This window comes from Phytobacter sp., from assembly GCF_059074235.1.
On the sequence record NZ_JCACPZ010000007.1, the window covers coordinates 43,294 to 56,840 of the forward strand.

Consider the following 13,547-nt stretch of genomic DNA (forward strand, 5'->3'; position numbering starts at 1 on the left):
GCAGGTTTTTACCCTTTTCAATTACATGGATTTAAAATAATCCCTTATTTATTAAATAATTAACCAATTTAAAATTATCCTACTTTGGGAGTAGATCGTTTTTTTACCTCCTTAATCAAGCCTGCTCAGCTTGATCGCCATCAATTCTTACCACCTTTCATAACGTTACTTTCGCAGCCATTGCAGCAATGTCGATTTATCAGAGAGCCGTCAGGCTCCTAACAGGAGAGACCCGATGAGTAAATTCCTGGACAGGTTTCGCTACTTCAAACAGAAGGGTGAAACTTTTGCCGATGGGCATGGCCAGCTTCTCGAAACAAACCGGGATTGGGAGGATGGATACCGCCAGCGCTGGCAGCATGACAAGATTGTCCGTTCTACCCATGGGGTGAACTGTACTGGCTCATGCAGCTGGAAAATCTATGTGAAAAACGGTCTGGTCACCTGGGAAACCCAGCAGACTGACTACCCGCGTACTCGCCCGGATATGCCTAACCACGAACCGCGTGGTTGTCCACGTGGTGCAAGCTATTCCTGGTATCTTTACAGCGCTAACCGCCTGAAATATCCATTGATGCGTAAACGCCTGATGAAAATGTGGCGTGAAGCAAAAGTACAGCATCCTGATCCGGTGAATGCCTGGGCGTCCATCATAGAAGACGCTGATAAGGCCAAAAGCTTTAAGCAGGCGCGGGGCCGCGGTGGTTTCGTCCGTTCAAGCTGGCAGGAAGTGAATGAGCTGATTGCTGCATCCAACGTCTACACCGTCAAAACATACGGCCCGGACCGTGTGGCTGGCTTCTCGCCGATTCCGGCGATGTCGATGGTCTCTTATGCCTCCGGCGCTCGCTATCTTTCTCTGCTCGGCGGCACCTGCCTGAGCTTCTACGACTGGTATTGTGACCTGCCGCCAGCGTCTCCGCAGACCTGGGGCGAGCAGACCGACGTGCCGGAATCGGCTGACTGGTACAACTCCAGCTACATCATCGCCTGGGGGTCTAACGTTCCGCAGACGCGTACGCCGGATGCACACTTCTTCACCGAAGTTCGCTACAAAGGCACCAAAACCGTTGCCGTCACCCCTGACTATGCCGAAATCGCCAAACTCTGCGACCTGTGGCTGGCGCCGAAACAGGGTACGGATGCCGCAATGGCGCTGGCGATGGGCCACGTTATGCTGCGTGAATTCCACCTGGATAACCCGAGCCAGTACTTCACCGACTATGTGCGTCGTTATACCGACATGCCAATGCTGGTGATGCTGGAAGAGCGTGACGGTTACTATGCTGCGGGCCGAATGTTACGTGCTTCGGATCTGGTTGATTCACTCGGTCAGGAAAACAATCCTGAGTGGAAAACCGTTGCCTGTACCGATAAAGGTGAGATGGTCGCGCCGAACGGCTCTATCGGTTTCCGTTGGGGTGAGAAGGGCAAATGGAACCTTGAACAGCGTGATGGTACATCTGGCGCTGAAACCGAGCTGCAACTGAGTCTGCTCGGCCATCAGGACGATATCGCTAACGTCGGCTTCCCGTACTTTGGCGGCGAGAGCACCGAACACTTCAGTAAAGTTGAGCTGGAAAATATCCTGCTGCACAAACTGCCGGTGAAACGCCTGCAATTGGCTGACGGCAGCAGCGTGCTGGTGACAACCGTTTATGACCTGACCATGGCTAACTACGGCCTGGAGCGTGGTCTTGGCGATGAAAACTGCGCCACAAGCTACAACGACATCAAAGCTTACACCCCAGCCTGGGCTGAAAAAATCACTGGCGTATCTGCTGCTAATATCACGCGTATTGCGCGCGAATTTGCTGACAACGCCGACAAAACGCACGGCCGCTCGATGATCATCATCGGTGCCGGGATGAACCACTGGTATCACCTCGATATGAACTATCGTGGGATCATCAATATGCTGGTGTTCTGTGGTTGTATCGGGCAGAGCGGTGGCGGCTGGGCACACTATGTGGGCCAGGAAAAACTGCGTCCGCAGACCGGTTGGCAACCGCTGGCGTTTGCCCTCGACTGGCAGCGTCCTGCACGCCACATGAACAGCACCTCATACTTTTATAACCACTCCAGTCAGTGGCGTTATGAAACCGTTACGGCACAAGAGTTCCTGTCACCGCTGGCGGATCAATCTCGTTACACCGGTCACCTGCTGGACTTCAACGTACGCGCCGAGCGTATGGGCTGGTTGCCGTCTGCGCCGCAACTGGGGACTAACCCACTGCGCATTGCAGAAGAAGCTAAAAAAGCAGGGATGAGCGCGGTGGATTATACCGTCAAATCCCTGAAAGACGGCTCCATGCATTTTGCGGCAGAACAGCCGGAAAACGGTAAAAACCACCCACGTAACCTCTTTATCTGGCGTTCTAACCTGTTGGGCTCCTCCGGTAAAGGCCACGAGTACATGCTGAAATATCTTCTCGGTACCGAACACGGTATCCAGGGTAAAGATCTCGGCAAACAGGGCGGCGTGAAACCTGAAGAGGTGGAGTGGAAAGATAATGGGCTTGACGGAAAACTGGATCTGGTTGTGACACTGGACTTCCGTTTGTCCAGCACTTGCCTCTATTCCGATATCGTATTGCCGACCGCGACCTGGTACGAAAAAGACGACATGAATACCTCGGATATGCATCCGTTTATTCATCCGCTGTCTGCCGCCGTTGACCCGGCATGGGAATCGAAAAGCGACTGGGAAATCTATAAAGCCATCGCCAAAAAATTCTCTGAAGTGTGCGTGGGCCACCTTGGCAAAGAGACTGACCTTGTCACCCTGCCGATTCAGCACGACTCTGCCGCCGAGCTGGCGCAGCCGTTTGATGTGAAAGACTGGAAAAAAGGTGAATGCGACCTGATCCCGGGCAAAACCGCGCCGCACCTGATTATGGTTGAGCGTGATTACCCGGCGACTTACGAGCGCTTTACCTCTATTGGCCCGCTGATGGAGAAGATCGGTAACGGCGGAAAAGGCATCGCCTGGAATACCCAGAGCGAAATGGACCTGCTGCGTAAGCTCAATTACACCAAGGCTGACGGCCCGGCGAAAGGCCAGCCGATGCTTAACACGGCAATTGATGCGGCAGAAATGATCCTGACTCTCGCACCGGAAACTAACGGTCATGTTGCCGTAAAAGCCTGGGCTGCGCTGAGTGAGTTCACAGGTCGTGATCACACGCACCTTGCGAATAACAAAGAAGAGGAAAAAATCCGCTTCCGTGATATCCAGGCGCAGCCGCGCAAAATCATCTCCAGCCCGACCTGGTCCGGTCTGGAAGATGAGCATGTCTCTTACAACGCCGGTTACACCAACGTTCATGAGCTGATTCCGTGGCGCACCCTCTCTGGTCGTCAGCAGTTGTATCAGGATCACCAGTGGATGCGTGATTTCGGTGAAAGCCTGCTGGTTTACCGTCCGCCAATCGACACCCGTTCGGTGAAAGAGGTGATGGGCGAGAAATCCAACGGCAACCCGGAAAAAGCGCTCAACTTCCTGACGCCGCACCAGAAATGGGGGATTCACTCTACCTACAGCGACAACCTGCTGATGCTGACCTTAGGTCGTGGCGGTCCAGTTGTCTGGATGAGTGACGTGGATGCCAAAGATCTGGGTATTGAAGATAACGACTGGATCGAAGTGTTCAACAGCAACGGTGCACTGACTGCTCGTGCAGTGGTCAGCCAGCGTGTACCTGCAGGGATGACCATGATGTACCACGCCCAGGAACGTATCGTGAACCTGCCGGGTTCAGAGATCACCCAGCAGCGCGGCGGTATCCATAACTCGGTGACCCGTATCACGCCGAAACCGACCCACATGATCGGCGGCTATGCGCACCTTGCCTATGGCTTTAACTACTACGGAACGGTGGGTTCAAACCGTGATGAGTTTGTGGTGGTGCGTAAGATGAAAAACATTAACTGGCTGGACGGCGAAGGCAATGACCAGGTACAGGAGAGCGTAAAATGAAAATTCGTTCACAAGTCGGCATGGTGCTGAATCTCGATAAATGCATCGGCTGTCATACCTGTTCAGTCACCTGTAAAAACGTCTGGACCAGCCGTGAAGGGGTGGAGTACGCGTGGTTTAACAACGTGGAGACCAAACCGGGCACGGGCTTCCCGACTGACTGGGAAAACCAGGAAAAATGGAAGGGCGGTTGGATCCGTAAAATTAACGGCAAGCTGCAGCCGCGCATGGGCAACCGTGCCTGGCTGCTGGGCAAAATCTTCGCTAACCCGCATATGCCGGAAATCGACGACTACTACGAGCCGTTTGATTTTGACTACCAGGCATTGCATAACGCACCGGCTGACAGTAAACACCAGCCGATTGCCCGTCCGCGTTCGGTGATCACCGGGCAGCGTATGGACAAAATCAAATACGGTCCGAACTGGGAAGATGATCTGGGCGGTGAGTTTGAGAAGCTGTCGAAAGACAAAAACTTCGAAAACATGCAGAAGGCGATGTACGGCCAGTTTGAAAACACCTTCATGATGTACCTGCCGCGCCTGTGCGAACACTGCCTTAACCCGGCCTGTGTGGCGACCTGTCCGAGCGGTGCGATTTACAAACGTGAGGAAGACGGCATTGTGCTGATCGATCAGGATAAATGCCGCGGCTGGCGCATGTGCATCACCGGCTGCCCGTACAAAAAAATCTACTTCAACTGGAAGAGCGGCAAATCAGAGAAGTGCATCTTCTGTTACCCGCGTATCGAAGCCGGTCAGCCGACCATTTGTTCCGAAACCTGCGTGGGCCGTATCCGCTACCTCGGCGTGCTGCTGTATGATGCGGATGCCATCGAAACTGCGGCGAGCACCGAGAATGAAAAAGATCTGTACCAGCGTCAACTGGATGTCTTCCTTGACCCGAACGATCCTAAAGTGATCGAACAGGCGATCAAAGACGGTATCCCGCTAAGCGTGATTGATGCAGCCCAGCAGTCGCCGGTTTACAAAATGGCGATGGACTGGAAGCTGGCACTACCGCTGCACCCGGAATACCGCACGCTGCCAATGGTCTGGTATGTGCCACCGCTGTCACCGATTCAGTCTGCCGCGGATGCGGGCGAGCTGGGCAGCAACGGCATTCTGCCTGACGTTGACAGTCTGCGTATCCCGGTTCAGTACCTGGCAAACCTGCTGACTGCTGGCGACACCGCTCCGGTACTGCTGGCGCTGAAACGCATGCTGGCAATGCGCCACTACAAACGCACCGAAACTGTGGACGGCAAAATTGATACCCGTGCACTGGAAGAAGTGGGCTTAACCGAAGCACAGGCCCAGGAGATGTACCGTTACCTGGCGATTGCTAACTACGAAGATCGTTTCGTGGTCCCGAGCAGTCACCGCGAACTGGCCCGCGACGCCTTCCCGGAGAAGAGCGGTTGTGGTTTTACCTTCGGCGATGGTTGCCACGGTTCGGACACCAAATTCAACCTGTTCAACAGTCGCCGCATTGATGCGGTGGATGTTACAGTGAAAACGGAGCCGCGCCCATGATTGAACTGGTGATTGTTTCCCGTCTTCTGGAATACCCGGATGCTGCCTTATGGCAGCACCAACAGGAGTTCTTCGAAGCCCTGGCCTCGGCTGAGCATCTGCCCAAAAAGCAACTTTCAAAGATGACCGTGTTCTTACGCGATCTGTTGAATCAGGACCCGCTGGATGCTCAGTCAAGCTACAGCGAACTGTTTGACCGGGGTCGCGCCACGTCGCTGCTGCTGTTTGAACATGTACATGGTGAATCTCGCGATCGTGGTCAGGCAATGGTCGATTTGTTAGGCCAGTATGAGCAGCACGGTCTTGAGCTGGACAGCCGCGAGCTGCCCGATCACCTGCCGCTGTATCTGGAATATCTGGCGCAGCTGCCTGTTGCCGAGGCTATCGGCGGTTTGCAGGACATCGCGCCCATTCTGGCGTTGCTCAATGCCCGTTTACAACAGCGTGAGAGCCACTATTCGGTGCTGTTTGAGGCCCTGATGGTGCTGTCGAACACGGTCATTGATAACCAGAAAGTGGCCGACAAGATAGCAGACGAAGCACGCGATGACACCCCGCAGGCACTGGATGCGGTGTGGGAAGAAGAGCAGGTGAAATTCTTCGCTGAGCAGGGGTGCGGTGAGTCTGAAATTACCAACCACCAGCGTCGTTTTGCCGGAGTCGTCGCCCCGCAATATCTGAATATCACAACCGGAGGACAGCAATGATGCACTTCCTGAATACGTTCTTCTTCGATATTTATCCGTATATCGCGGGTACAGTGTTCCTGGTGGGCAGTTGGCTGCGCTACGACTACGGTCAGTATAGCTGGCGTGCAGGCTCCAGCCAGATGCTGGACCGCAAAGGCATGACCTTATGGTCGAACCTTTTCCACCTCGGTATTTTGGGTATTTTTGCCGGTCATGCGCTGGGTATGCTGACGCCGCACTGGATGTATGAGTCTTTTCTGCCAATTGAAATTAAGCAGAAAATGGCAATGCTCGGCGGCGGTGCCAGTGGCGTGATGTGCCTGGTCGGTGGCGTGATGTTGCTCAAACGTCGCCTGTTTAACCCACGCATTCGTGCAACCTCAACGCCCGCTGATATCCTGATTATGTCGCTGCTGATGCTGCAATGTGCGCTGGGTCTGCTGACCATTCCGTTCTCTGCTCAGCATATGGACGGGAGCGAGATGATGAAACTGGTGGGCTGGGCGCAGTCAGTCGTGACATTCCACGTTGGTGCATCGGATTATCTCGACGGCGTCGCGTTTATCTATCGTGTGCACCTGGTGTTGGGTATGACATTGTTTGTCCTCTTCCCGTTCTCCCGCCTGGTGCATATCTGGAGCGCGCCGGTAGAGTACCTGACACGCAAATACCAGATTGTTCGCGCCCGCCGCTAATTCTGCGTTTTTGTGATAAGACCCTGCTTCGGCAGGGTTTTTTTATGTCTTTGTAAAAAGAGTTCTCTTATATTTCGTTCTTTTGCTGAAGAAAGCATTCGGGTTTGCGGCTACACTGCGACGAAACTTTGTTCTGCCTGAAAATGTGACCGCCATGAATAAATTACGGCGAAAGCAGGGTGGTTATCACATTTTAGGCGTTAGCTGCTGTGCGAAATTCGCACTGACAGTATATCTATTATAGAAACACTGTCATTAATGGAGGGGCTATGTCACAGCCTGCACAGCAATCTCTCGAACGGACGGTTCACTCTGAAGGGGTCACTGCGTCGCGTAAATTACGTAAGGTTTTACTCGCTACGGGGGTGGGCCATTTTGTTGAATGGTTTGACTTTGGCCTGTACGGCACGCTCGCTGCTATTATCGGGATGCAATTCTTCCATGCCGAGAACCCCAGCGTCGCGCTGCTCTCCTCATTCGCGGTATTTGGCGCAGGCTTCGTTATGCGCCCGCTCGGCGGACTCTATTTTGGGTCGCTGGGCGATAGAAAAGGGCGGCAAAAAGTTCTGGCGACGGTGATCTTACTGACCTCCGGGGCGACCTTTGTAATGGGGTTGCTGCCGACTTATCATCAAATCGGCATTACAGCGACGGTACTGTTGGTGATCACCCGCCTGGTACAAGGTTTCGCCGCCGGTGGCGAGAGCTCCGGTGCAACCACCTATCTCGCAGAATATGCGCCTAATCACAAACGCGGATATTTCACCTGCTGGATCGATAACTTCGGTTTTATGGCCTTTGTAGCAGGGTCGGGGCTGGTATTTTTGCTTACCGCCACGCTCGGTGAAAGCACGATGAACGACTGGGGCTGGCGCATTCCGTTCCTGATTGCCGGCCCACTCGGTTGGGTTGGGCTTTATCTGCGAAAACACCTGGAAGATTCACCGGAGTTTCTGGCGGCACAGCAGCAAGGGAAAACCGATGCCACGCCACTGCGTTCAGCGGTCACCCGCGCCTGGGCGGCATTACTGTTCTGTGTGGGATTTGTGGTGATCAAGGCTGTTGGTCACTGGACGCTGCAAACCTTTATGCCGGGCTATCTTTCAACCGAACTGCACTATAGCAAACTGGATTCGTACGCCATCACCACGATTGGCCTGTTTTCGGTGGCGGTACTGGTGCCGTTTATGGGTTTCTTGTCTGATAAATTTGGCCGTAAACCACTCATGCTGGCAGGGTGTGCGGGCTTTATTCTGCTGAGTTACCCGGCAATGATGCTGATGGCGCAGGGCGATATGCTCTCTGCCGTACTGGCGATGGTGATGCTGGGCGCTTTTATTGCCGCGTTTGACGGGGCATGCAGTGCAGCTATGGCGGAGCTGTTTCCCACCAGCGTGCGCTACGGTGGATTGTCCATCGCCTATAACTTCGCTGTCGCGTTCTTCGGTGGGATTACGCCGTGGTTCTCCGTCTGGCTCATCACCTCGACGGGGGACAAATTCTCCCCGGCATATTACGTCATGGGAGCCGCATTGATCACTTTCCTGACCGTATTGCGCGCGCGTGAAACGGCCGGGCAGCCTCTTAAACGCTGATATTTTGCCCGGTAGTGCTGAGTCTGCCGGGTATTTTTAAGGTCGATAAGTGATCAAAAAGTGATCTCCTGATCGGTTTCATCGATCGATATATTATTTTTATTTGATTAATCCTTTCAATAGTATAGGATTTCCTCGTGTTCTGCTTAATTCGCCAACACCAGGCAGCAGAGCACGTTACCCTGGCGAGACTGTGCGTGGTCTTTCAGGTGGCTCAAGGATGACGTAACTATTCTTGCCGGGGTAACACCCTCAATCGGCACTTTTCCCGAGTACCTTATTCATATTAAACCCCGTGACCCGAAATCCACTGGCTTCATAAACGTGCCGGGCATGTTCATTGTCTCCCGCCACGCGAAGATGAATTTGTGTGAATCCGTCCTTCATTAGCCTTTCCTCAAGCGCGACCAATGCTTTACGCCCCAGGCCCTTATTACGGAACAGCGGGAAGAGATAAAACTCATTAATAAACACGGAATGCTGCAGGGTATTGGCTTTGTACCACAGGTAACCAATATGTAATTCGAGATTATCTTCAACATGCGTAATACACAGCAGCGTTTGCCCCGGCGTGTTTTCTGCCAGTGGAAAGCTGTTCTCTATTTCCTGCTCAGCCTGAAGGCGCGCATCGGCCTCAGTGAGCTGATAGTTCGTGACAATTTCAGCGGCATAATCTGGCACGAAATAGTCCACAAACCCTTCAAAGGTGGCAGAGGAGACGGGGGTAAAAGCGATCATACGACGTCCTGCGTAGGTTTTTTTTATTGTGGCATAGAACGTCTTGCGTGTTTGATGAACATTAAGGTGTTTGCTTACTTTAATGTGAAAAAAAGTGGGATGAATTTAGAAAACCTGGCTATCACCAGGGAGAATGGCTTTTAAAATAATGCAAAAGGTGAAGTGTCATAATAATGACCATTGCGATCATCATGACTGTTCTCCGTACTGATAGAGATATATGGGCGTACGAAATTGTCAGATACGTACGCCCATTCACATTACTCATCCATCGCCAGCCACATATCAGCTTCTTCAAACATCTCCTGTACCGCGCGGCTAATCTGTTCTTTCTCATGCTTGCTGGCATCGGTATTGATTGACGCCAGCGTCACCATCGGTTTCACACGCACGTCCGCGTCAGGAAAGATGCGCCCGATGCGTTTGCTCAATTCGGCTAAAATTAACTCTCTTGCCCCTGGCAAACCTTCAAAATTACGTTTGTCGTAAACGAGTTCCACGAACATTGTTGTCTCCTGACAATCACTTATGCAGGCGTATTTATACTGTAAATAATTACAGTGTCAATCTGAATACTGTAACGAACAGACGCTTATCGACATGTTTGGGACTGCGCAGGAGATAGCGGGGGAGCGTTAACGGGGCCTGGAAAATTCTTTCTTAATTTCATACACCGCCAGCGGGATGCTGACAATAAGCGCAGTGGTGACGATCGCCAGTACTGTAAGGAGCATATAATTCATGGCATTCAACCCGTTGCAACGTTCCACAAAGAGAAGGGTTATGAGGCCTAACCCTGATTTGTTACATCGATCAAAAGTGTGGAATTGATCGTTACTGACAACAAGTATAAGACAACATCCCCATGACACCCGCGTTACGTGCACATTACGCCGGGATGACGCAGCCCTGGTGTAGTGCTTTCTGACCTCAAAACCCTGCTGATGAGACCGCAAGGTTTTACAAGGTTATAGAAATACTGTTACCATACCCCCCTATAGTATCAAGGGGAGCAAAAATGCCACATTCACCTGAAGATAAAAAACGTATTCTTACCCGCGTTCGTCGCATTCGTGGGCAGGTCGATGCGCTGGAAAGGGCGCTGGAAAATGGCGAGCCTTGCATCGCTATTTTGCAGCAGATCGCCGCCGTTCGTGGCGCGTCTAACGGTCTGATGGGGGAGATGGTCGAAATTCACCTAAAAGATGAACTGGTCGCGGGCGAGACGACGCCCGATCAGCGTGCACTACGCATGGCAGAAGTCGGTCATCTTTTGCGCTCTTATCTAAAATAAAACTAACGTACACATAAAAAGGAAACGTCTGATGAAATCACGTGCTGCAGTGGCTTTCGGGCCGGGCCAACCGCTCAAGATTGTTGAGATCGATGTCGCACCACCGAAGAAAGGCGAAGTCCTGGTTCGCATCACCCATACCGGTGTGTGCCATACCGATGCCTTTACGCTGTCCGGTGATGACCCGGAAGGTGTATTCCCGGCAGTGCTCGGCCACGAAGGCGGCGGAGTGGTGGTTGAAGTTGGCGAAGGCGTCACCAGTCTGAGTGTTGGCGATCATGTTATCCCGCTGTACACCGCAGAATGTCGTGAATGCAAGTTCTGTAAATCCGGTAAAACCAACCTCTGCCAGGCCGTTCGCGCTACCCAGGGTAAAGGTCTGATGCCGGACGGCACCACCCGTTTCTCTTACAATGGCGAACCTATTTACCACTACATGGGCACCAGCACCTTTAGTGAATACACAGTGGTTGCGGAAATTTCGCTGGCGAAAGTAAACCCGCAAGCACCGCTGGATAAAGTCTGCCTGCTGGGCTGCGGCGTGACCACCGGTATTGGTGCGGTTCACAACACCGCCAAAGTGAAAGAGGGTGACACGGTTGCCGTGTTCGGACTCGGTGGTATCGGTCTGGCCGTTATCCAGGGCGCGGTACAGGCAAAAGCGGGCCGTATTATCGCTGTCGACACCAACCCGGAGAAATTCAAACTGGCGGGTGAGATGGGCGCGACCGATTTCGTGAATCCGAAAGATTACGAAAAACCGGTTCAGGACGTGATTGTCGAACTGACCGACGGTGGTGTGGACTTTAGCTTCGAGTGCATCGGTAACGTGAACGTGATGCGTGCTGCGCTTGAGTGCTGCCACAAAGGTTGGGGTGAGAGTGTGATCATTGGCGTAGCAGGTGCAGGTCAAGAGATCAAAACCCGTCCGTTCCAACTGGTCACTGGTCGCGTATGGCGTGGTTCTGCTTTCGGCGGCGTAAAAGGCCGCACCCAGTTGCCAGGCATGGTGGAAGATGCGATGGCGGGCAAAATCGACCTTGACCCGTTCATTACACACCGTTTACCCCTTGATCAGATCAACGAAGCATTTGACCTGATGCACGAAGGAAAATCTATTCGAACCGTTATCCACTTCGGCGATAACTGATTCAACCGCCAGCGGTTTTACCGCTGGCGTATCAATGTTCCAATCTGTGACCTGCCTGACGTTTTTCCCTGTAACAAAACTCCCACAATTGCCGATACCGATCTTACAGGCGTGTTTTACGCTTCTTACTACAAGAGAGTCGATAGCCATGGATAAAACAGCAGCGATGCTCAGGACGCAAGGCATTGGATTTATGCACAATATTCGGTTGGTTCCCCTGTTTGCAGCAATTTTAAGCGGTATTTTATTGTTGTTTGCGTTGAGTTCAGGGTTGGCTGGGTACTTTCTAATCCAGGCGGATACGGATCAGCAGGATCTGACGCAGGAAATGCAAGTTCGTATGGGATTGTCTAACAGTTCCAACAACTTGCGCATTGCACGTATTAGTTTGATCCATGCCGGCGCGGCTAGCCGTATTGCCGAAATGGAAGAGATGAAAAAGAACATCGCTGATGCAGAAAAACGCATCGATCAGTCAAAGCAGGGTTTTAAAGATTATATGGACCGTGCAGTGAAAACGCCGGAAGACACGGCGCTGGATGCTGAACTGACCACCCGCTTTAATGCGTACATCGACGGCATGCAACCAATGCTCAAATATGCCAAAAACGGCATGTTTGAAGCCATTATCAACCATGAAAACGAACAGTCTCGCGTTCAGGATGCCTCCTATAACGAAGTCCTGCTGAAAGCGATCAAGATTCGTACCGACCGTGCAAACCAACTGAGTTCTGATGCTCATGCGCGTACACAGCTTGGTTTAATCTTTATGGTGATTGCATTTGCTGTCGCTCTGGTGCTCACGCTCATTACCTTTATGGTCTTGCGCCGTGTGGTCATCAATCCGTTGCAGCGTGCCGCGCAGCGTATTGAGAAAATTGCCGCAGGGGATTTGACCGTTGCTGAAGAGCCCGCAGGCCGTAGTGAAATCGGTCGCCTGACGCAGGACCTGCAGGTTATGCAGCAGTCTCTGGTGAAAACCGTTTCTACCGTGCGCGACGGTGCTGATGAAATTTATCGTGGCACCAGTGAGATTTCTGCGGGTAACACAGATCTCTCTTCTCGTACTGAACAGCAGGCTGCCGCGATTGAGCAGACTGCCGCCAGCATGGAACAACTGACCGCGACCGTGAAACAGAATGCCGACAATGCACACCATGCGAGCAGCCTGGCCCGCGATGCGTCCGGTAAGGCTGTGAAAGGTGGCGAGATTGTTGACGGTGTGGTTCAGACAATGAACAACATCTCCACCAGCTCGAAGAAAATCTCTGAAATCACCGCAGTTATTAATAGCATTGCCTTCCAGACCAATATTCTGGCACTGAACGCCGCGGTGGAAGCAGCACGTGCGGGTGAGCAGGGCCGTGGTTTTGCTGTCGTGGCGAGTGAAGTGCGTAACCTGGCGAGCCGTAGTGGCCAGGCAGCGAAAGAGATTGAAGCGCTGATCAGCGAGTCTGTTAACCTGATTGGTAAAGGATCTAATGAAGTGGTCGCAGCAGGTGAAACCATGGATGAGATCGTGACCGCCGTTAAACGCGTCACCGATATCATGCTGGAAATCGCGGCCGCGTCTGATGAGCAGAGTAAAGGCATCACTCAGGTCAGCCAGGCTATTACTGAGATGGACAATGTGACACAGCAGAACGCCTCGCTGGTTGAAGAAGCTACCGCTGCGGCCAGTTCGCTGGAAGAGCAGGCGGCACGCCTCACCGAAGCGGTAGGCACATTCCGCGTCAATGCCTCCAGCGCGCAGCGTATCGAGCGTTCACCTTCAGCCCCAACCAAAACCTTTACGCCACAGCGCCCGGCAACGGCAGGCGGCGGTGATAATTGGGAAACGTTCTGATTCGTCACACATGACCAACAAAAAAG

Annotated in this window: 10 protein-coding genes; 8 read left to right on the plus strand and 2 right to left on the minus strand. The window is 52.7% G+C overall.

Features of this window, described 5'->3' with window-relative positions; translation table 11 throughout:
- Positions 1-235 precede the first annotated feature (235 nt).
- The 5 genes from AC5JPW_RS17655 to AC5JPW_RS17675 all read left to right on the plus strand — a co-directional run bounded on the left by AC5JPW_RS17655 (position 236) and on the right by AC5JPW_RS17675 (position 8,493).
- Positions 236-3,979 carry a nitrate reductase subunit alpha gene (locus AC5JPW_RS17655; RefSeq protein WP_494242428.1) on the plus strand — a complete coding sequence of 1,248 codons (3,744 nt, stop codon included), beginning with the start codon at positions 236-238 and terminating at the stop codon, positions 3,977-3,979.
- A complete protein-coding gene (gene narH / locus AC5JPW_RS17660) occupies positions 3,976-5,514 on the plus strand; it encodes a nitrate reductase subunit beta (RefSeq protein ID WP_494242429.1) in 1,539 nt (512 codons plus the stop codon). Before AC5JPW_RS17655 ends, narH begins: the two co-directional genes overlap by 4 nt.
- A complete protein-coding gene (gene narJ / locus AC5JPW_RS17665; protein ID WP_494242430.1) occupies positions 5,511-6,221 on the plus strand; it encodes a nitrate reductase molybdenum cofactor assembly chaperone in 711 nt (236 codons plus the stop codon). Before narH ends, narJ begins: the two co-directional genes overlap by 4 nt.
- On the plus strand, positions 6,221-6,898 hold the full coding sequence (gene narI / locus AC5JPW_RS17670) for a respiratory nitrate reductase subunit gamma (RefSeq protein WP_494242489.1): 678 nt from the start codon (positions 6,221-6,223) through the stop codon (positions 6,896-6,898). Before narJ ends, narI begins: the two co-directional genes overlap by 1 nt.
- A gap of 269 nt (positions 6,899-7,167) precedes the next feature.
- A complete protein-coding gene (locus tag AC5JPW_RS17675) occupies positions 7,168-8,493 on the plus strand; it encodes an MFS transporter (protein ID WP_494242431.1) in 1,326 nt (441 codons plus the stop codon).
- 252 nt (positions 8,494-8,745) lie between these two features.
- On the opposite strand, the gene AC5JPW_RS17680 is transcribed toward AC5JPW_RS17675, so the two are convergent.
- Both AC5JPW_RS17680 and AC5JPW_RS17685 read right to left on the minus strand, forming a co-directional pair.
- Positions 8,746-9,231, minus strand: coding sequence for a GNAT family N-acetyltransferase (locus AC5JPW_RS17680; protein ID WP_494242432.1), 486 nt, complete (start codon positions 9,229-9,231; stop codon positions 8,746-8,748).
- A gap of 260 nt (positions 9,232-9,491) precedes the next feature.
- Entirely contained in the window at positions 9,492-9,737 is a 246-nt protein-coding gene (locus AC5JPW_RS17685) for a DinI-like family protein (RefSeq protein WP_494242433.1), read from the minus strand.
- Between the two features lie 512 nt (positions 9,738-10,249).
- On the opposite strand from AC5JPW_RS17685, the gene AC5JPW_RS17690 reads away from it, so the two are divergent.
- The 3 genes from AC5JPW_RS17690 (at position 10,250) to AC5JPW_RS17700 (ending at position 13,521) form a co-directional block, all read left to right on the plus strand.
- A complete protein-coding gene (locus AC5JPW_RS17690) occupies positions 10,250-10,525 on the plus strand; it encodes a metal/formaldehyde-sensitive transcriptional repressor (protein ID WP_494242434.1) in 276 nt (91 codons plus the stop codon).
- A 31-nt stretch (positions 10,526-10,556) separates the two neighbouring features.
- Positions 10,557-11,675, plus strand: coding sequence for an S-(hydroxymethyl)glutathione dehydrogenase/class III alcohol dehydrogenase (locus tag AC5JPW_RS17695; RefSeq protein ID WP_494242435.1), 1,119 nt, complete (start codon positions 10,557-10,559; stop codon positions 11,673-11,675).
- Positions 11,676-11,823: 148 nt separating this feature from the next.
- Positions 11,824-13,521 (plus strand): methyl-accepting chemotaxis protein, encoded by a 1,698-nt coding sequence (locus AC5JPW_RS17700; RefSeq protein ID WP_494242436.1) that lies wholly within the window; start codon positions 11,824-11,826, stop codon positions 13,519-13,521.
- The last annotated feature ends 26 nt before the right edge of the window (positions 13,522-13,547 follow it).

Bases quoted from the DNA above. Each gene is read 5' to 3' on its own strand.
- AC5JPW_RS17685 (WP_494242433.1), bottom strand. From the start codon at position 9,737: ATGTTCGTGGAACTCGTTTACGACAAACGTAATTTTGAAGGTTTGCCA.
- AC5JPW_RS17700 (WP_494242436.1), top strand. From the start codon at position 11,824: ATGGATAAAACAGCAGCGATGCTCAGGACGCAAGGCATTGGATTTATG.
- AC5JPW_RS17690 (WP_494242434.1), top strand. From the start codon at position 10,250: ATGCCACATTCACCTGAAGATAAAAAACGTATTCTTACCCGCGTTCGT.
- narJ (WP_494242430.1), top strand. From the start codon at position 5,511: ATGATTGAACTGGTGATTGTTTCCCGTCTTCTGGAATACCCGGATGCT.
- narI (WP_494242489.1), top strand. From the start codon at position 6,221: ATGCACTTCCTGAATACGTTCTTCTTCGATATTTATCCGTATATCGCG.
- AC5JPW_RS17655 (WP_494242428.1), top strand. From the start codon at position 236: ATGAGTAAATTCCTGGACAGGTTTCGCTACTTCAAACAGAAGGGTGAA.
- AC5JPW_RS17680 (WP_494242432.1), bottom strand. From the start codon at position 9,231: ATGATCGCTTTTACCCCCGTCTCCTCTGCCACCTTTGAAGGGTTTGTG.
- AC5JPW_RS17695 (WP_494242435.1), top strand. From the start codon at position 10,557: ATGAAATCACGTGCTGCAGTGGCTTTCGGGCCGGGCCAACCGCTCAAG.
- narH (WP_494242429.1), top strand. From the start codon at position 3,976: ATGAAAATTCGTTCACAAGTCGGCATGGTGCTGAATCTCGATAAATGC.
- AC5JPW_RS17675 (WP_494242431.1), top strand. From the start codon at position 7,168: ATGTCACAGCCTGCACAGCAATCTCTCGAACGGACGGTTCACTCTGAA.